This is a genomic window from Microbacterium sp. NPDC087665 (assembly GCF_044743285.1).
GTDB lineage: Bacteria > Actinomycetota > Actinomycetes > Actinomycetales > Microbacteriaceae > Microbacterium.
Map to the genome: position 1 here is coordinate 206,072 of NZ_JBIUWD010000003.1, position 17,137 is coordinate 223,208.

Genomic DNA, 17,137 nt, shown 5'->3' on the forward strand with positions numbered 1-17,137 from the left:
TTCATAGCCTGACGTTCACAGCCTGACGTTCATGCCCTGACGTTCATGCCCTGACGCATCGCGGTCGGCGGTCGCCGATCAGAACGGCGGGATGTCGGCCTCGCGTCGGCGCGCGGTGTTGCGGGCGCGCACGTCGTCGAGCGCCGCACGCAGGGTCTTCGAACGGTCGTCGATCACCTGTTCGTAGCCGAGTCGCGATGCCTCTGCCCGTCGTTGCGCCGACTGCGTGACCGGACGGATCTCTCCGGCGAGGCTCAGCTCGCCCCCGGCGGCGACCGTGCGGGGCACGGAGAACTGCTGGATGGAACCTGCGACGGCGATCGCGATCGCGAGATCGGCGGCCGGCTCGGTGAAGCGTACGCCGCCGACGGTCGAGACGTAGACGTCGAGCGTGCCGGTCGGGATTCCTGCGCGACGCTCGAGAATGGCGAGCACCATCGCGACGCGGGAAGCATCGAGGCCGTTGACGATGCGGCGCGGGTTGGGCGCGTTGCTGGGCACGGTGAGGGCCTGCACCTCGACGGGAAGAGCCCGGCGACCCTCGAGCGAGATCGCGACGCAGGTGCCCGGTTCGGTCGCGCCCTGAGACAGGAAGAGACCGGAGGGATCGGGCACCTCGGCGATCCCGTCTCCGGTCATCTCGAAGCAGCCCACCTCGTCGGTGGGGCCGAAGCGGTTCTTGAGCGCGCGGATGAAGCGCAGCGAGGTCTGGCGGTCGCCCTCGAAATGGCAGACGACGTCGACCAGGTGCTCGAGCACACGCGGGCCGGCGACCTGGCCGTCTTTCGTGACGTGGCCGACGATGATGATCGGCAGGCCGCGCTCCTTCGCGATGCGGATCAGGGTCGACGCGACCTCGCGCACCTGGCTGGGCTGCCCGGCGGCGCCGTCGATCATCGCCGACGACACCGTCTGCACGGAGTCGACGATCACGAGCTGCGGCTTCACCTCGTCGATGTGACCGAGGATCGTCGCCAGGTCGGTCTCGCTCGCGAGATACAGCTCGTCGTGCAGGGCGCCGGTGCGCTCGGCGCGCAGACGCACCTGCGCCGGAGACTCCTCGGCGCTCGCGTAGAGCACCCGGCGCCCCGCGTGGGCGGCCTTCGCCGCGACCTCGAGCAGCAGCGTCGACTTGCCGACGCCGGGCTCGCCGCTGAGCAGGATCGCCGCGCCCGGCACGATGCCGCCCCCGAGCACACGATCGAACTCTCCGACGCCGCTCGTGCGCCGGGGCGCATCGGTCGTCGTGATCTGCGTGATCGGTCGCGCCGCGCGATCGGCCATCGGCGCCTGCGCGCTGACGCGCTGCACGATGCCGGTCTTCGCCGCCTGCTCCTGCACCGTGCCCCACTGCTGGCACTCGCCGCAGCGGCCGACCCACTTCGCCGTCGTCCACCCGCATTCGGTGCAGACGTACGCGGGCGGGGCGGGTCGACGGGTGGCCATCCAGACAGGCTAGCCCGGGCATCCGACATCGCCGGACAGGCACCCATGCAGGGCGGCTATCGCGGGCATCCGACATCCCTATCGCGAACGGCCACACCGGGTCGGCGGGCCGGGCCATACTGGAGGCATGGCCAGCGCCGGGCCCGTCTGCGGGCCGATCTCCACGTACTCGCGAGTGCAGCTCCTGCACCTCGTGCAGACGCGTGCCCACCGCACGATCGGTGAACTCTGCGAGGCCACCGGCTTGCACGCGAACACCGTGCGCGAGCACCTGCAGCGCCTGATCGAGGGCGGCTACGTCATCCAGGCCACCGAGCACCGCACCACCCGCGGCCGCCCGCGCACGCTCTACAGCGCCGCGACCGGGATGGGCGATGCCTCGAGCCCGATCGCCCGCGACAAGGTGTCGGCGGCAGCGCGCCGCGGCGACCTGCTGCGCCGGGTGCTGCCGGGTTCGGCATCCGCCCTCGGCCAGGACGCCACCTATCAGCTCGATGCGCTGATCGAACACTTGGAAGAGAGCGGCTTCGAGCCCGTCGTCGATGACGAGCAGCTCACCGTCGATCTCAGCCCGTGCCCCCATGCCGGGGGCCGCGCCGAAGACCGTCCGATGCTGTGCACCGTGCACCTCGGCCTCATGCAGGGGGTGCTCACCGAGGCCGGTGGGCCGCTCGCTGCGGATGCCGTGCGCCCCTCCGCCCTGCCGGCGGACTGCACCGTGCAGCTGCGCCTGACGGCGATGCACGCCGCCTAGGCGAGCATCCGTCTTTATTCACGGCCGGTGGCCCCACGAGGGCGACGGGCCCGTCGATAGCGTGGCAGCAGGGCTGAGAAAGAGGAGTGCTCCATGGAATGGCTTGACCCGCTGGTCCTGTCTCGATGGCAGTTCGGTCTGACGACCGTCTACCACTACCTGTTCGTGCCGCTCACGATCGGCATGGCGCTGGTCGCGGCGATCTTCCAGACCGCCTGGGTGCGCACCGGCAAGGTGCAGTACCTGCACCTGACCCGCTTCTTCGGCAAGATCTTCCTCATCAACTTCGCCATGGGTGTCGTCACCGGCATCGTGCAGGAGTTCCAGTTCGGCATGAACTGGTCGGACTACTCCCGCTTCGTCGGCGACGTCTTCGGCGCACCGCTCGCCTTCGAGGGCCTGCTCGCCTTCTTCTTCGAGGCAACGTTCATCGGGCTGTGGATCTTCGGCTGGGACAAGTTGCCGCAGAAGCTGCACCTCGCCACCATCTGGTGCGTCTCGATCGGCAGCATCCTCTCGGCGTACTTCATCATCGCCGCCAACGCGTTCATGCAGAACCCGGTCGGGTACATCTACAACCCCGAGACGAACCGCGCCGAGCTCACCGACTTCTGGGCGCTGCTCACCAACCCCGTCGCGCTCGCCGCGTTCCCCCACACGATCTTCGGCGCGCTGATGTTCGCCGCCGGCGTCGTCATCTCGGTCTCGGCCTGGCACCTCGCGCGCGGCCAGCACTTCGACACGATGCGCATCTCGCTGAAGTTCGGCCTGTGGGCGATGATCGTCTCGACCGCCGGCGTCGTGCTCACCGGCGACCAGCTGGGGCTCGCGATGTACGCCGCGCAACCCATGAAGATGGCGGCCGCCGAGGCGACCTTCAACACCGTGTGCGGGTACGACGCCTCGTTCAGCCTCTTCACGCTCGGCACACCCGACGGCAGCTCCGAACTGTTCTCGATCCGTGTGCCCTACCTGCTGTCGCTGCTGTCGACCCACTCGTTCGACGAGTGCGTGCACGGCATCGTCGACCTCAACGCGGAGTACTCTCAGACCTTCGCCGACACGGGACTGACCGACTTCGCGCCGGTGCTGTGGATCACGTACTGGGCGTTCCGCTGGATGATCGGTCTCGGCATCGCCGCCGCCCTCGTCGCCGTCATCGGCCTGTGGCTCACCCGCAAGGGCGCCAAGCGGCAGCCCGCACCGTGGATGTGGAAGCTCGCGATCTGGTCGTTCCCGCTCGCGCTCGCCGCCAACATCATGGGCTGGGTCTTCACCGAGATGGGCAGACAGCCCTGGCTCGTGTTCGGGCTCATGACCACGCAGGACGGTGTCTCGCCCGGTGTGAGCGGCGTCGAGGTGCTCATCTCGCTGATCGCCTTCACCGCGATCTACGCGGCCCTCGCGGTCGTCGAGATCCGCCTCATCATCAAGGCCGCGCAGAAGGGCCCCGACACCACCGAAGAACCCCATGACGAGACGGCCCAGCTGCCGTCGGTCGTGTACTGAGAGGAAGGATCACCATGGATCTCGCAACAATCTGGTTCTGGGTCGTCGCCTTCCTGTTCGTCGGCTACTTCGTGCTCGACGGCTTCGACTTCGGTGTCGGCATGTCGCTCCCGTTCCTCGGAAAGAATGACGTCTCGCGCCGCCAGGTCATCAACACGATCGGCCCGGTATGGGACCTCAACGAGACCTGGGTCATCGTCGCCGGCGCCTGCCTGTTCGCGTCGTTCCCCGAGTGGTACGCGACGCTCTTCAGCGGGTTCTACCTGCCGCTGCTGCTCATCCTGCTGGCCCTCATCCTGCGCGGCGTCTCGTTCGAGTACCGCCACCAGCGCGAGAGCCTCAAGTGGAAGCGCGGCTTCGACCGCATGATCGTGATCGGCTCGGCCGTGCCCGCGCTGCTCTGGGGCGTCGCCTTCGGCAACATCGTGCAGGGAGTGGCGCTCGATGAGAACCACATCTACGTCGGAGGGTTCTTCGCCCTGCTGAACCCGTACGCGCTGCTCGTCGGCATCACGACCCTGCTGCTGTTCTTCCTGCACGGCGTGCTGTTCGTGGCGCTCAAGACCGACGGACCGGTGCACGAAGACGCCCACCGCCTCGCGAAGCTCGCCGCCGGGCCCACGATCCTCGCCGCCGCGGGCACCGTCGTCTGGACGGTGCTGATCGCGATGGGCCGCGAAGCGCCGCTGCTCTGGCTGGTCATCGGCGCGGGCACGCTCGCCGCGGTGAGCCTGATCGCCGCCGTAGGGTTCTCGCTCGTGCGCCGTGACGGCCGCGCTTTCACCGCCGGCGCCGCCACCGTGCTGTTCGCCGTGGTGATGCTGTTCGGGGCACTCTTCCCGTTCGTGATGCCGTCGACGATCGACCCCGCGTACAGCCTCACGATCGCGAACGCGTCGAGCACGCCGTATACGCTTCAGATCATGAGCTGGACCGCGCTGATCGCCCTTCCGCTGGTCATCGCGTACCAGACCTGGACGTACTGGGTGTTCCGCAAGCGCGTCACGCGCAGCTCCATCGAGGGGGCACCGGCGCACGCGTGAAACCCGTCGATCCGAGACTGCTGCGCTACGCAGGTGCCGCGAGGGGATTCCTCGCGGCATCCGCGCTGATCGGCGTCGTCCAGACGGCCGTCACGGTGGTCTTCGCGTGGCTGCTGACGGATGCCGTCACCGGCGCTCTCGCGGGTCGTGATGTCACGGCATCCCTCGTGGGCCTGCTGCTCGCGGCCCTACTGCGCGGCCTGCTGATCGCGGCGTCGGATGCGGCAGGCACCCGCGCCGCCGCGAAGACCGGCATGCAGCTGCGCGCCGCGTTGATCGGGGCCGTCGGCCGACTGGGCCCGTCGTGGCTCGCGCAGCGCAATCAGGCAGGCCTCGCCCTCACTGCAGGGCACGGGCTCGAAGCGCTCGACTCGTACTTCGCCCGGTACATCCCGCAGCTCGTCATGACCGCGATCGCGACGCCCGTGCTGCTCGCGATCATGTGGTGGTCGGACTGGGAGAGCGGGCTCATCGCCACGGTCACGCTGCCGCTGATCCCGCTGTTCCTCATCCTCATCGGTATCGCCACCCGCACCGTGCAGCAGAAGCAGTGGCAGACGCTGCAGCAGCTCGCCGTGCGCTTCGCCGACACCGTGCAGGGCCTCGCGACGCTGCGGCTGTTCGGCCGTGAGCGCCGCGCCGCCGACCGCATCGAGGTCACGGCCGACGCATACCGCCGCGAGACCATGAAGGTGCTGCGGTTCTCGTTCCTCTCGGGGTTCGCGATGGAGCTGCTCGCCTCGCTCGCGGTGGCGCTGATCGCGGTGGCGGTCGGGTTCCGGCTGCTGTCGGGAGACCTCTCGCTCGAGGTCGGACTGTTCGTGTTGCTGCTCGCGCCCGAGGCCTTCCTGCCGATCCGCCAGGTCGGGGTGCAGTTCCACGCCGCGGCCGAGGGCGTCGCGGCGACGGAAGACATCTTCGAGGTGCTGGATGCGGCGGGGGCTTCTTCGGGGGCGCTGCCCGGGGCGCTGCATAACTCCTCAGTTCCGGCCGACTTGGACCCGGAAGCGGGACGATCGGGATCGGCGGGCCGCGACCCTGAGGAGTTGTGCGCGACGAAGGGCGCCGAGCTGACCGTCGAAGACCTGCGCGTGCGCGATCTGCCGGCCGTGTCGTTCACTGCGACCCCGGGAACGATCACCCTGATCGAGGGGCCGAGCGGATCGGGCAAGACCAGCCTGCTCGCGGCGCTGCGCGGTGCTGCCGATTTCGCCGGGGCCGCGCGGTTCGGCGATGCCGACGTGCGCGCGCTCGACCCGGCGGACTGGCTCGCCTGGGCTGGGCAGGCCCCGGGCCTGCTGCGCGGAACCATCGCCGACAACGTGGGGCTTGGCGACCCGGCTCCGGATGCCGGTCGCGTGCGCCGTGCCCTCGACGACGCGTGCGCCGACCTCGACCCCGCGCTCGAACTCGGGGTGCAGGGCAGCGGACTCTCGGGCGGACAGGCGCAGCGCGTCGCCGTCGCGCGGGCGCTCTACCGGCATGCCGGCGACCCGCGCCGGGTGCTGATGCTCGACGAGCCCTCCAGCGCCCTCGACGCCGAGACCGAGTCACGACTGTGGGCGTCGCTGCGCGGACGGGCGGATGCCGGGGCCACGATCCTGCTCGTCTCCCACCGTCGTTCGGCCCGCGAGATCGCCGACCACGTCGTCGCTTTGGGGGTGAGCGTATGAGCGCCCCGGCGGACACCAGGGGAACCGACTCGACCCGCGCCGCGCGCATCCGTGCGGTGCTGCGTCTGGCGCAGCCGCCGCTCGCACGCTTCGCACCCGGTCTGCTCTGGGGCGTGCTCTCGGCTGCCGCAGCCGTCAGCCTGCTGGCCGTGAGCGGGTGGCTGATCGTGAGCGCCTCGATCGTCGACTCGCTCGTGCCGCTGTCGATCGCGGTCGTCGGGGTGCGATTCTTCGCGGTGTCGCGCGCCGTGACCCGGTACCTCGAACGTCTGAGCGGTCACGACGCCGCCCTGCGTCAGCTCGCGAACACCCGCGCCGACATGGTGCGCCGGCTGATCCCGCTGTCGCCGGCCGGACTCGGTCGCACCGACCGCGGCGAGGTGCTCTCCGCCCTCGTCGACGACGTAGAGAACCTGCAGAACCTGCCGCTGCGCGTGGTGCAGCCCCTGGCCGTCGCGGGTCTCGTCGCGCTGGGCGCGGTCGGGTTCATCGCGTTCGTCTCGCCGGTCGCCGCCCTCACGCTCGCGGCGTGCCTGCTCGTCGCGGCGGCGGTCGCCATCGGCATGGGCTGGCTGTTCGGGTCGCGGGCCGAGTCCCTCGTGTCGGCCCGTCGCGCCGACCTCTCGGCCGCGCTCGTCGACTACTTCGGCAGCCTCGACGTGCTGCTCGCCTACGGTGCCGAGTCCCAGGCGCGCGAGCGCGTGAGAGAGGCGGATGCCGCGCTCCGCCGCGTCGTGACCCGCGCGTCGCTCGCCCAGGCCATCTCCGCGGGCGTCGTCTCGGCGGTCGCCGGAGCGGCGTCGGTGTGGGCTCTGGCCGCAGCATCCCCCGGTCTCGTCACCGGGGCGATCGACGGGCCCTGGCTCGCCGTGGTCGTGCTGGTGCCGATGGTCGTGTTCGAGGTGTTCGGTGCGGTGCCGATCGCCGCGGCATCGTGGCGCAGCGTGCGATCGAGCGCCGCGCGCATCGTCGATGTGCTGCCCGAGCGGATGCCGGACGAGCTGCGCACCGACGACGGCGCCGACGTCGATCTCGCCGGTACCCCGACGCTGCGTCTGCGCGATGTGCGGGCGAGCTGGCCGGGCGGCGCACCGGCGCTGCGCGGGATCGATCTCGACCTGCGGCCGGGGGAGCGGGTGCTCGTCGCCGGGCCCAGTGGCGCCGGCAAGAGCTCGCTCGCCGCTGCGCTGGTCGGGTTCCTGCGGGTGGAGGGCTCGTATCTGCTCGGCGATGTCGACGCGTGTTCGATGGCCGGTCCGGCGCTGCGGCGCGTGGTCGGACTGTGCGAGCAGAGTCCGCAGCTGTTCGACGAGGACATCCGCCAGAACCTCCTCTTCGCGCGCGAGACGGCGACCGACGACGAACTGCTCGACCTGCTCGCCCGGGTCGGGCTGGACGCATGGGTGCACGAGCGCGGCGGCCTCGATGCGCGCGTCGGCGACCGCGGCGTTCTCGTCTCGGGCGGCCAGGCGCAGCGCATCGCACTCGCTCGGGCGTTGCTGCGCGGCTTCCCCGTGCTGGTGCTCGACGAGCCGACGGCCGGGGTCGATCCGGATGCCTCCGACGCCCTGCTGCGCGATCTGTTGGGCGCCGCGGGCGAGCAGTCGGTGCTGCTGATCTCGCACATCGCGCCGCCCGCGGGCTCGGTCGACCGCATCGTGCGGCTGGAAGGCGGGCGCACGGTCTGACGCGCGCACTGCTCCGGTCGCTACACCGGGATCCGGCTGCTCCATGGGCCCGCCGGGGACACGTCGGAGACATCGGCTAGCATCGTCGGCGACCCTGCGACATCACCGTGTCGAGAGGGAATCTCCGGCGACAGAGAGCGAGATGCGATGCCCGATGAGATTTCGGTCGAGCGACGGGACTACAACCCGGGGCCGCGAGTAGGGATCACGTTCTCCACGTTCGATCTTCTGCATGCGGGGCACATCATGATGCTCGCGGAGGCGAAGCGTCAGTGCGACTACCTCATCTGCGGACTGCAGATGGATCCGACCCTGGACCGTCCGGAGAAGAACCCACCGACGCAGACGGTGGTAGAGCGCTACATCCAGCTTCGTGGATGCCAGTACGTGGACGAAATCGTTCCATACTCGACGGAGCAGGACCTCGAGGACATCCTTCGCTCGTTCAAACTCGACGTGCGCATCGTTGGCGACGAGTACCAGGATCGGGACTTCACGGGCCGCGAGTACTGCGAGGCGAGCGGGATCGAGTTGTACTTCAACGGCAGAGACCACCGTTTCTCCAGCTCCGGGCTCCGCAAGATCGTCGCCGCGAAGGAAGCGGAGCGGGTCGCGAGAAACTGAGGTGACGAGCGCGCGCGTCAGCTGTAGAGCGGGGTCGGGGGTTCCATGACGATGCCCTGCGCCTCGAACGCGCGGCGGCGCTCTTCGATGCGGCGGTGCAGTTCGAGCTGGGCGGCGTCGACGAACGCGGGGTCGAGGGCAACCGTCGGCGGGTGCGGGTCGCCGTGGTTCGCCGCGATGTACGCGTCGAGCTCGGGTCCCGACGTCCACGAGGTGATCAGGGCGAAGCGCGGGGCGACGCCGCGGTGCCAGACCGCGTGCCAGAAGCGCTGCGTGTCGACGATGATGCGCGAGCCGGCGGGCAGCGGCAGACGGATCTCGGTCGCCGGGTCGAAGCGGTCGGAGCGCAGGATCAGCATCGAGTCGGGGTCGTCGGAGAGGTTGTAGTAGCCGCGCACGACCCAGCCGGTGCCCTCGTCGTTGAGGCGGTTGTTGTCGTCCTGGTGCAGGTTGTAGATCGCGTCGGCGTACTCGTTGGGCTGCAGTTCGATGACGCGGCAGCGGCCGATCGCGGCGCCGGGCTCTTCGGCGCGGGCCTTCAGCGTGGGTGCGAGGGCGACCTGTGATTCGACCCAGACGCCGTTCTTGTCGGTGCGCGGGGGAGTGTGGTTCCAGAAGCCGTTGCACTCGACGTCGCCCGCATAGCTGGCGAGCGGGGCGAACCGGGTGATGCCCGAGGAGCGCCAGCCGACGTACTCCAGATCGAGCCACTCGGCGGGGTCGGCGGCCTGGTCGTGATCGTCGAGCACGACGTACCCCGTCTCGGCCAGAGCATCGGAGGTGATGAATGCCATGGTGCATCCTTCCTTCGGTTTCCCTTAGGTCATCCTAACCGGGGCGGTCGTCTGATGCCCGATGACCGGCCGTGGATAAGACGTCGGATGCCGCCGCTAACCTGAGGGCATGACGCAGCCACAGGGTGCCCTTCTCGTGGGCAGTGTGAACTTCGATGATGCCGAGACGACGATGCGCGCGGCCTCCGAGCTGCTCGGGGGTCACCTCCGCCGCATCCCCGACGGGGAGGTGGGCAAGCGGTTCCACTGGATCATGTTCCAGCCTGATGTCCTCGGCGAGGCCGAGGGCATCGAGCGCGTGGGCGCAGAACCCATCCCGTTCGGCCACGGCCTCGACGCCCGCGGCCTGCGCATCGCCGAGGGGACGGATGCCGCGAGCATCCGCCTGCCCGCGCTCGGATACGCCTCTGCGGCGATCGAGTCGTACGCCGTCTTCCGTCGTCTGCGCGAGGAGGGAGTGATCGCCGAGGGTGTGCGCTTCGAAGTCGCCCTGCCGACGCCGGTCGCTGTGATCTCGTCGTTCTTCCAGGGCGACGACCGTGCCGCATTCGAGCCCGTGTACACGGCGGCGATGCTGCGCGAGCTCGACGAGATTCTCACGGCGATCCCGCACGACGAGCTGGCCGTGCAGTGGGATGTCGCGAGCGAGATGGGCATCATCGAAGGCGCCTCGGGATACGGCGCGCTGATGGATGCCTGGTGGGACGGCGACGTCTTCGAAGGCCTCGTCACGCGGCTGGCGACGTTCGTCGATGCGGTGCCGACCGACGTCGAGGTCGGCGTGCACCTCTGTTACGGCGATGCCGGCGAGCACCACTTCGTCGAGCCGACGGATACCGCGAACCTCGTGCGGTACGCGAATGCGGTGGCCGCGGCATCCGCCCGTTCGTTTACCTGGCTGCACCTGCCCGTACCGATCGACCGCGACGACCTCGCCTACTACGCGCCGCTCGCCGACCTCGTGCCGGTGGCCGAGCTGTACCTGGGGCTCGTGCACCGCGAAGACGGTGCCGAGGGTGCCGCCCGCCGCATCGCCGCGGCCGCGCCCTACGTGACGCAGTTCGGTGTCGCGACCGAATGCGGCATCGGCCGCGCCCCCGCCGGATCGACCGAAGGCATCCTGCGTACCCACGCCGAGGTCGCCGCCGCCTGGTGAGCCCTTCTCAATTCGCGCGCGGGCGCGCGGTGTCGTAAGCTAGTCCGCGGTGACGTGTCCGAGCGGCCGAAGGTGCAACTCTCGAAAAGTTGTGTAGGGTAACCCCCTACCGTGGGTTCAAATCCCACCGTCACCGCCAGATTAGAAGCCCGTTCTCCCTAGAAAACACTGGGGAGGGCGGGCTTTTTTCATTCCTCGTGACAACTACGTCACAACACTCGCAGCATTCCGTGCCTGATCGAGCGCGACTGCGACACCGTCGAGATCGTCGTCGAACAGGTCGGCGTAGGTGTCGAGGGTCATGCTCGCGGAGGCATGTCCGAGCATTCGCTGCACGGCTTTCACGCGGAACCTTTGGCGCTTTCTCGGCACCGATGGTGTGCGGCATCTCGCCAACGAGGTCGTGACTTCGCTCCCGCCCTATGGGGGTGCTGTCGTTCGGGGCAGCCGACGTCGTGCTCGAGGACGGAACAGCTACAGGCATCGAGCACGTACTCGTCGACGCCGGCCTCCGTCCGATCAGCGTTGGGCGCCTGTTCTTCCGCCCGTAGACAACGTCGAGGCCTTCCGTCATCGGCTGGTGTCGGTGGCGGTGGGATCCGCTGGGGATCGCCGCGATGTCTGGGATCCGTGTTACCTTCGTAGCGCAGGAAGGAAACTTCCCGCCTTGCCGGACCCCCGCCACCGTGCGGGGGTTTCGTGCGTCACGGCCAGATCCGTGCGCGTCCCCTCGGCCATCGAGCCGCCTCGTCGACGATCTGCCACATGTCGTGCTTCTGTCGATGGGCCCGCATGTCGGTCTCCGACACCGTCCAGATGCGGTTGTAGAGGTAAGTGACCAGGTCGGCGGCCTGGAGGGCGCGGTCGGTGTGCGACTCGATGAACTCGATCTCAGGGTGGATGTTCGCCAACCGGCTCGAGCGGTACCCGTAGGTGCCTGCGATCTGGTAACGGTTGAAGTTGCTCCGGCTGATCTCAGCGGTATGGTGCTCATCGGCGACAACCCGCACCCGAGGTTCTCCGGAGTGACAGCAGTCGTTGATGCGCTCGAAGAGGTGACTGAAGGCGAGTTCGCGCGCTGGCATTATGGTCGGGTATCCGCGGGCGATCTGCCGGCGAATATCCACCCCCTCGACGTAGACACGAGCGCCGCTGTCGAGCACCTCCTGCATGACCTCCTCGAAGATGCGGAAGCGGACACGGAGCGGGACCGATCGCCACGGAGCATCGTGGGCTCGCATCATCGTGCTGCCGTGGAGCTCGGCGCCATCGAGAACCGGGAAGGTCTCGGTGTGCTTCGCCATGGTGTCGTCAAGCGCGGTGCGGAGAGTCTGCGCTTGCGCGTCGTCGAGGACCAATGCTCCGAGGAAGTAATGGGTGTCGTCCCGCTCGGACTCGTCGACGTAGGCGTGAAGCATGATTCCAGAGTAAGAGCGTTTCGGACGCTTATTTCCAGGTAGCAAGAACCGTCACATCGCAGCTGAGGAAACTTCCTCGCCCGCCCCGGTCTCCGTCGGGTCCGCTGAGCAGTCCGACGATACGATCTGACCCATGTCCGAGACTCCTGCTCCTTCCGATCCGTGGATTGTCATCGACTCACCGCTAATCGTGTTTCCGGACGGATCGTGGGGCCTGTTGATCAGCATTGTTGCGCTGGCTGTCTCCGGTCTCACCCTTTGGCACACGCTCAGTGCTCGGCCGCGGATCCACCCGTTCGTGGTGCGTAACTATCTGCAGTTCGGGAACGCTGTGCACGCCGACGCCGACGGCGACGAAGTCGTGATCTCCAACCTCGGACGCACCGCAGCGATCATCTACGACGTACGCGCAATCGACGGCAAGGGCGGACATTTGAAGACCGCAGCGATGCCTCGAGGCCACGATCAGGTTGGTGTGCCGTATCCGGAGATGCCCCAGAGCCTCGCTCCTGGTGGCGTGCTCAAGATCTGGTTCTCCACTTCGCTCGCCGGGGAAGAAGCCGGCAAGAAGCACGGCTACCTCATCACCTATGCGAACTCGAGCGTTCGACGCAGGGTGCGCACAACCCCGCAGGAGATGATCGCAAAGGCCACGGACGACCCGGCTCCGAAGGCCTCTGGCTTCCGTGATCTTCACGCGGACGACGCCCTCTAGCCGCATCCGGGCACTCAACCGTGGCCCGGTTATCAGGCCACGGTGAGGTATGCCGCGAGATAGGTGCTCAGGCGCGAGCGTTCCGGCTGACTGCGTCGCGAATCGCCGTGAACGCGTCCGCGACCGCCTTGTCGTCGGTCAACGTCCCGTCGCTGTACGAGGCTGTCTGCGTCGAGGCGAACGTCAGGTGCTTGCCGTCGACGTCGAACGCGACTTCCAGTCCCGTATGGCGTGGGGTTTCGGTGACGCCAGCGTAGTAGTTGTGGCGAGTCGAGACGCGGAGGTTGGTCGCGCCTGCGAGCGGATGCACATCGACCGTAAAGTCGCCGCTGTGCACGTCGAGGTTGGTCACGCTCGCGAGGACCAAGAAATCGGGGTAGACGGCGACTATCTCACCGGTGCCGCTGTCGTCGGCCGTGCCGAAGATGGCGAGGGGCAGCCTGTCGTCGTCCGCTGCGATGAGGATTGAGGAGATGAGAGAACCGACGCGCCATGCCTGGGCGGCTCCATAGTCTTGATGAATGGCGAGCACGGGGCCCCAACCTCGCAGGGAGGCGATGGCGTAGTAGATGCGGTCGGAGATGCTGAGTTCGTCGGTCATGCTCGTCAGAGTACGAGCGATACCCGACATCAACCAGAGGGTGTTTCCGCAGATTCGGCACAGGCGACGCTATGTGCCTGCGTGGCCCCAACTGGCCAGAACCCACCGGTCGGCTTCGATGCGCTCGCGAACGCTTCGCGTTCGGCGGGCAGCGGGCAGCCGGCGCAGATCCCTGCGAGACGTTCGGAGTCTTCGGGGCTGATGCGGTCGCCGGTGTACTCGGGCATTCCCGCACACCGTGGGGTGGTCGTCCGCACTCGTTCGGTGAGCGCGTAGTACTCGGCGCTACCCTTCAACGGCGTCATGTCCGCGAGCGGGTCGACGTTCGGCTCGGGAGTGGTTGTCTCCGGTTCTGTGCGCCCGAATCCGGCGCTCTCAGGCGTCTCGGCTGCCCGGATGCCCCTGCGGGTCTCAGACGCCTTAAGGCGCTTGGCTCGCACGGCCTCCGGAGTCTCGAGCACGACGCCCGCCTCTGCCGCCCGCTTCCGCACCCGGTAGAAGTGGAACGCCGTCGTCTGCATCCTCTCCCGCCAGAACGAGAGCAGCACATCGAGCTCGACAACCCGGGTGCGTTGCCCCTCGATCATCCGCCACTCCATCGGCATCCCCTGCTGTGCCCACAGGCGCACCGTCCGGTGACTGGCCTGCACCCGCTTCGCCGCATCGCGATACGTCAGCCACTGCTTCTCTTCACCCATCCCCATGCCTGCATAGTCACACCGGATCGGAGCATCCGTGCGGTGACAACACCGTGACAACAGAAGTCGTGAGCGAGGAGGGCTACGGGTGATTCTGGTGACTCAGAATCCGCATGATTCCGGGGGTATCGGAGACTCTCTGCGCGGTTCCGCGGCCGTCACGTGGGTTCAAATCCCACCGTCACCGCCACCACGAAGGCCCTGAATCCCTTGGAAACACTGGGATGCGGGGCCTTTGTCATGTCCGGGTGGCGGCTCGCGGTTACGTAGCAGTAACGCGAGCTTGATCTGGCTAGACGTGGATGCTCGCAAACGTCGTCACATGGTTCGTCAGGCGGGCACTGTGTCCAAGTCGGTTCGCGAGCGCATTCTCTTTGGCTGTTGCTCGTGCTCGGCGCGGTGGCTGCTGTTCTAGCGATTGCGAACACGAATCGTCTCGTGCCCTACGCGATCGTAGGGGGCGACCTTGGTATGTGGGCGCAGGCGGTGCTTACGGGCGGTGTTCTCGTATTCGCAGGCTTGTCCGTCTGGCTCGCTGCTGGTCAGGTGAGGCGAGCAACTGAGCAAGAAGCGGGGCTGCTGACATGTCGAGGCATCAGCGACGTCGATCGTGAAATCCGGGACTCACTCGGTAAGTAGGGTGGAAGGATGACTCGACGGCAGAGGCAGCGGACCTGGGTGGCGGGCGGTATCGGTCTGATCGTGTGCGGCGTCGCTGGCATGCTGCCCCCGACGCTGAACAGCGCGACGGCGACAGCGTACGTGAGTGTGATTCTTGACGTGATCTATGCGTCTTCTGTGCTGCTGTTTGCGGTTGGTCTCTCTTCGGAAGCGAGCATCGTTGCGCGCAAGCCGCTGGGCGTGACTGCCCTGGTGATCGTGGGGCTGTGGCCGCTGGCGTTGTTCGTGCTCACCCGACTCACAGCGGAGGAGCCTGTCGTAGAGGCTGGTGGAAGCGCCATCGGCTATCTCGCGTTGCTGGTCCCGGCCGGCGCGGGGCTCGTCGCGGGAATGCAGGTCGTTCGCGCCAAGGTGGTGGAGAATCCGTGGCGCTGGGCACCGGTGTGGGCTCTGGGTGGCTACGCAGGGGTGTGGGTGATCACGCAGTTTATCTTCGTGTCGCAGTCGTCCGGGGACGTACAGAGCTTCGCTCCACTGCTCCAGTTGCTCACAACCCTTGCCGGTTTCGCCGGGACAGCAGGACTGGGAATCCTCGCGATCGTACTTGCCGCGAAACAACGACCGGCGACGACGGAGATCTACTCCTCATCCTCCTCCTCGGAATGATCGCGAGCGCTCGACTAGCTCCCCGGCGACTCACTCGACCGGCGCCGCGGCCCAGTTGAGCAGGACCTTCGCCTGGCACCATCGAAGACCTCGTCGCAGGGGGCGAGGAGGGGCCGAGCATGGACATCGGCACGGTGACGCGGATCGCGGCCGCGAAATCGGCTTGAATGGACGATCGCTGCTCAGGCCACTATCCAGGCGGCCAAAGCGCATGAGCTGCCGGCAGATTGGTTCGCAGAGCCGAGCACGATCCCTGGCCTGAAGCGGAGCGCGAGAAGCTAGCTAGCCAACCAGCCAGCCATCCAGCAGGTCTGCGGAGAGCTGCAGACATAGACTCGAGGCGTGGGTGTTCTTCTGGTGCGACGTGCGACGACGGCGGATCTGAACGCAGCCGCCGACACGCTGGCAGACGCATTCGAGGGGTACTCCTGGACCCGTCATGTCTTGCCCGAAGAGGACTATGAGGAGCGGCTGCGCGCGCTCCAGTTCCTGTACCTGAGATACGCCCAGAAGCATGGGATCGTGGCCATCACCGACGACTGCGACGGAGTGATCGCGCTGCTCCCGCCGCACGCGCCGGATCCCGATGGTGACATGGTGAAGCAGATCGTCGCGCTGCACGGCGATCGCCTCGATCGCCTCGATCAGGCCCCGTCGTCGCCGGATGCGTGGCGGCTCGAGACTCTCGGCGTGCGGCCCGCGAGCCAGGGTAGGGGCATTGCAGGGGCGCTGCTCGAGTTCGCGCTCTCCGCGATCGCCGAGCGCGGTGCGTACGAGGTACGCCTCGAAACCTCGGACGCGCGCAACGTGAGCCTCTACGCACGACACGGCTTCCGGGTCGTGTCTCATTCCGAGAAGGCCGCAGGCCCGCAGATCTGGCGGATGAGCGCCGCTCTAGAGGGCCGCCGAGAAGACAGAGGAGCACCTGTTCCATGACCCGTCCCGCCGTCGCGCTCGAGCAGTACCTCGACGCCACCAACTCGCACGACTTCGATCAGGTCGCACGCATCCTCGCTCCAGAACCGCTCTATTTCTTCGGCGATGCCACCTGCATCGGACAGGCCGCGGTGCGGGACTACTTCGAGCGAACCTGGGCGCTGATCCCTGACGAGCGTTATTGGGCCGAGGATATCGAGTGGGTCGCCGACGGAGATGGCGTGGCCGTCGCGATCTACACCTATCGCTGGAGCGGCACAGTGCAGGGCAACCCGACCAGCGGTTCCGGTCGAGCGACCAATACCTTCGTGATGACCGACGACGGGTGGCGTCTCGTGCACGAGCACCTCAGTGCTCTCTCCGTCTCCGACGGATGAAATGCCGACGTCGCGCTCGCGGTGCAGGAATGACCGACAGCGGATGTCATGCGGTGCTGCCCCGGGTGAGGAACCTGAAGCTGACATCCCAGATGTACTCGAGCGGGCCCTTGCGGAAGAACCGCAGCCAGACTTTCGCGAACAGGATCACGAGGGTGGCGATCACGGCGAACATGAGCAGAGTGCCGACCAGTGGATCCAGCATCGGCGAGAGAGGCGAGTTGCCGAGGAAGAACTGCGCGAGTCGTCCGAGGATGTTCTGGAGCACGTAGCAGCTGAGAGTCAGGATGCCGAACGCCATGAAGGGGGCGGCCAGGAACGGTGCCTGGCCACCGGCCTCCTCACCTCACGGTCGCCTGCCGCTGGATATCGAGTCCGATCCCGAACATGATGGTGAGCAGGTCGAGAAACTCCCCCG

At 67.6% G+C, this 17,137-nt stretch carries 17 protein-coding genes, 1 tRNA gene and 1 pseudogene; 12 read left to right on the top strand and 7 right to left on the bottom strand.

Going from position 1 to position 17,137, the window contains the following annotated elements; translation table 11 throughout:
• Nucleotides 1-78: 78 nt before the first annotated feature.
• The gene (gene radA / locus ACIOSY_RS07700; protein ID WP_400851567.1) at nucleotides 79-1,446 is read right to left on the bottom strand and encodes a DNA repair protein RadA; all 1,368 of its coding nucleotides are present in this window, start codon (nucleotides 1,444-1,446) and stop codon (nucleotides 79-81) included.
• 127 nt (nucleotides 1,447-1,573) lie between these two features.
• Between radA and ACIOSY_RS07705 the strand changes: the two genes are divergently transcribed.
• The 6 genes from ACIOSY_RS07705 to ACIOSY_RS07730 all read left to right on the top strand — a co-directional run bounded on the left by ACIOSY_RS07705 (nucleotide 1,574) and on the right by ACIOSY_RS07730 (nucleotide 8,737).
• Nucleotides 1,574-2,200 (top strand): helix-turn-helix transcriptional regulator, encoded by a 627-nt coding sequence (locus tag ACIOSY_RS07705; protein ID WP_400851570.1) that lies wholly within the window; start codon nucleotides 1,574-1,576, stop codon nucleotides 2,198-2,200.
• Nucleotides 2,201-2,293: 93 nt separating this feature from the next.
• A complete protein-coding gene (locus tag ACIOSY_RS07710; RefSeq protein WP_400851572.1) occupies nucleotides 2,294-3,709 on the top strand; it encodes a cytochrome ubiquinol oxidase subunit I in 1,416 nt (471 codons plus the stop codon).
• 14 nt (nucleotides 3,710-3,723) lie between these two features.
• The gene (gene cydB, locus ACIOSY_RS07715; RefSeq protein WP_400851575.1) at nucleotides 3,724-4,752 is read left to right on the top strand and encodes a cytochrome d ubiquinol oxidase subunit II; all 1,029 of its coding nucleotides are present in this window, start codon (nucleotides 3,724-3,726) and stop codon (nucleotides 4,750-4,752) included.
• A complete protein-coding gene (gene cydD, locus ACIOSY_RS07720) occupies nucleotides 4,749-6,425 on the top strand; it encodes a thiol reductant ABC exporter subunit CydD (RefSeq protein ID WP_400851578.1) in 1,677 nt (558 codons plus the stop codon). The genes cydB and cydD overlap by 4 nt, the downstream gene beginning before the upstream one ends.
• On the top strand, nucleotides 6,422-8,113 hold the full coding sequence (cydC, locus tag ACIOSY_RS07725; RefSeq protein WP_400851581.1) for a thiol reductant ABC exporter subunit CydC: 1,692 nt from the start codon (nucleotides 6,422-6,424) through the stop codon (nucleotides 8,111-8,113). Before cydD ends, cydC begins: the two co-directional genes overlap by 4 nt.
• A gap of 147 nt (nucleotides 8,114-8,260) precedes the next feature.
• Entirely contained in the window at nucleotides 8,261-8,737 is a 477-nt protein-coding gene (locus tag ACIOSY_RS07730) for an adenylyltransferase/cytidyltransferase family protein (RefSeq protein WP_400851584.1), read from the top strand.
• Between the two features lie 17 nt (nucleotides 8,738-8,754).
• Here ACIOSY_RS07730 and ACIOSY_RS07735 read toward each other — a convergent pair whose 3' ends face one another.
• Nucleotides 8,755-9,531: a hypothetical protein gene (locus ACIOSY_RS07735; RefSeq protein ID WP_400851587.1), complete on the bottom strand. Its 777-nt coding sequence runs from the start codon at nucleotides 9,529-9,531 to the stop codon at nucleotides 8,755-8,757.
• Between the two features lie 109 nt (nucleotides 9,532-9,640).
• Here ACIOSY_RS07735 and ACIOSY_RS07740 point away from each other — a divergent pair, with 109 nt between their 5' ends.
• Nucleotides 9,641-10,687, top strand: coding sequence for a hypothetical protein (locus tag ACIOSY_RS07740; protein WP_400851590.1), 1,047 nt, complete (start codon nucleotides 9,641-9,643; stop codon nucleotides 10,685-10,687).
• 48 nt (nucleotides 10,688-10,735) lie between these two features.
• Nucleotides 10,736-10,826 (top strand) — tRNA-Ser (locus tag ACIOSY_RS07745).
• A 65-nt stretch (nucleotides 10,827-10,891) separates the two neighbouring features.
• On the opposite strand, the pseudogene ACIOSY_RS07750 reads toward ACIOSY_RS07745, so the two are convergent.
• Both ACIOSY_RS07750 and ACIOSY_RS07755 read right to left on the bottom strand, forming a co-directional pair.
• A pseudogene (locus ACIOSY_RS07750) lies at nucleotides 10,892-11,032 on the bottom strand (site-specific integrase); the annotation flags it as partial.
• Nucleotides 11,033-11,391: 359 nt separating this feature from the next.
• Entirely contained in the window at nucleotides 11,392-12,105 is a 714-nt protein-coding gene (locus ACIOSY_RS07755) for a DUF3800 domain-containing protein (RefSeq protein WP_400851593.1), read from the bottom strand.
• Nucleotides 12,106-12,238: 133 nt separating this feature from the next.
• On the opposite strand from ACIOSY_RS07755, the gene ACIOSY_RS07760 reads away from it, so the two are divergent.
• On the top strand, nucleotides 12,239-12,820 hold the full coding sequence (locus tag ACIOSY_RS07760) for a hypothetical protein (protein ID WP_400851596.1): 582 nt from the start codon (nucleotides 12,239-12,241) through the stop codon (nucleotides 12,818-12,820).
• A gap of 67 nt (nucleotides 12,821-12,887) precedes the next feature.
• Here the strand turns inward: ACIOSY_RS07760 and ACIOSY_RS07765 are convergent, their stop codons facing one another.
• Together ACIOSY_RS07765 and ACIOSY_RS07770 are read right to left on the bottom strand one after the other, a co-directional pair.
• Nucleotides 12,888-13,421 carry a hypothetical protein gene (locus ACIOSY_RS07765; protein ID WP_400851599.1) on the bottom strand — a complete coding sequence of 178 codons (534 nt, stop codon included), beginning with the start codon at nucleotides 13,419-13,421 and terminating at the stop codon, nucleotides 12,888-12,890.
• A 29-nt stretch (nucleotides 13,422-13,450) separates the two neighbouring features.
• Entirely contained in the window at nucleotides 13,451-14,119 is a 669-nt protein-coding gene (locus ACIOSY_RS07770) for a hypothetical protein (protein ID WP_400851602.1), read from the bottom strand.
• Between the two features lie 648 nt (nucleotides 14,120-14,767).
• Between ACIOSY_RS07770 and ACIOSY_RS07775 the strand changes: the two genes are divergently transcribed.
• The 3 genes from ACIOSY_RS07775 (at nucleotide 14,768) to ACIOSY_RS07785 (ending at nucleotide 16,719) form a co-directional block, all read left to right on the top strand.
• Nucleotides 14,768-15,406, top strand: coding sequence for a hypothetical protein (locus tag ACIOSY_RS07775; RefSeq protein WP_400851605.1), 639 nt, complete (start codon nucleotides 14,768-14,770; stop codon nucleotides 15,404-15,406).
• A 342-nt stretch (nucleotides 15,407-15,748) separates the two neighbouring features.
• On the top strand, nucleotides 15,749-16,342 hold the full coding sequence (locus ACIOSY_RS07780; protein ID WP_400851608.1) for a GNAT family N-acetyltransferase: 594 nt from the start codon (nucleotides 15,749-15,751) through the stop codon (nucleotides 16,340-16,342).
• Nucleotides 16,339-16,719, top strand: a complete 381-nt coding sequence (locus ACIOSY_RS07785; protein ID WP_400851611.1) for a YybH family protein — start codon at nucleotides 16,339-16,341, stop codon at nucleotides 16,717-16,719. The genes ACIOSY_RS07780 and ACIOSY_RS07785 overlap by 4 nt, the downstream gene beginning before the upstream one ends.
• Nucleotides 16,720-16,765: 46 nt before the next feature.
• Here the strand turns inward: ACIOSY_RS07785 and ACIOSY_RS07790 are convergent, their stop codons facing one another.
• Nucleotides 16,766-17,035, bottom strand: a complete 270-nt coding sequence (locus ACIOSY_RS07790) for a DUF418 domain-containing protein (protein ID WP_400852628.1) — start codon at nucleotides 17,033-17,035, stop codon at nucleotides 16,766-16,768.
• Nucleotides 17,036-17,137 lie beyond the last annotated feature (102 nt).

Coding starts and splice junctions, on each gene's coding strand:
- radA (WP_400851567.1), bottom strand. CDS start 1,446: ATGGCCACCCGTCGACCCGCCCCGCCCGCGTACGTCTGCACCGAATGC.
- ACIOSY_RS07705 (WP_400851570.1), top strand. CDS start 1,574: ATGGCCAGCGCCGGGCCCGTCTGCGGGCCGATCTCCACGTACTCGCGA.
- ACIOSY_RS07710 (WP_400851572.1), top strand. CDS start 2,294: ATGGAATGGCTTGACCCGCTGGTCCTGTCTCGATGGCAGTTCGGTCTG.
- cydB (WP_400851575.1), top strand. CDS start 3,724: ATGGATCTCGCAACAATCTGGTTCTGGGTCGTCGCCTTCCTGTTCGTC.
- cydC (WP_400851581.1), top strand. CDS start 6,422: ATGAGCGCCCCGGCGGACACCAGGGGAACCGACTCGACCCGCGCCGCG.
- ACIOSY_RS07730 (WP_400851584.1), top strand. CDS start 8,261: ATGCCCGATGAGATTTCGGTCGAGCGACGGGACTACAACCCGGGGCCG.
- ACIOSY_RS07735 (WP_400851587.1), bottom strand. CDS start 9,531: ATGGCATTCATCACCTCCGATGCTCTGGCCGAGACGGGGTACGTCGTG.
- ACIOSY_RS07740 (WP_400851590.1), top strand. CDS start 9,641: ATGACGCAGCCACAGGGTGCCCTTCTCGTGGGCAGTGTGAACTTCGAT.
- ACIOSY_RS07755 (WP_400851593.1), bottom strand. CDS start 12,105: ATGCTTCACGCCTACGTCGACGAGTCCGAGCGGGACGACACCCATTAC.
- ACIOSY_RS07760 (WP_400851596.1), top strand. CDS start 12,239: ATGTCCGAGACTCCTGCTCCTTCCGATCCGTGGATTGTCATCGACTCA.
- ACIOSY_RS07765 (WP_400851599.1), bottom strand. CDS start 13,421: ATGACCGACGAACTCAGCATCTCCGACCGCATCTACTACGCCATCGCC.
- ACIOSY_RS07770 (WP_400851602.1), bottom strand. CDS start 14,119: ATGGGTGAAGAGAAGCAGTGGCTGACGTATCGCGATGCGGCGAAGCGG.
- ACIOSY_RS07775 (WP_400851605.1), top strand. CDS start 14,768: ATGACTCGACGGCAGAGGCAGCGGACCTGGGTGGCGGGCGGTATCGGT.
- ACIOSY_RS07785 (WP_400851611.1), top strand. CDS start 16,339: ATGACCCGTCCCGCCGTCGCGCTCGAGCAGTACCTCGACGCCACCAAC.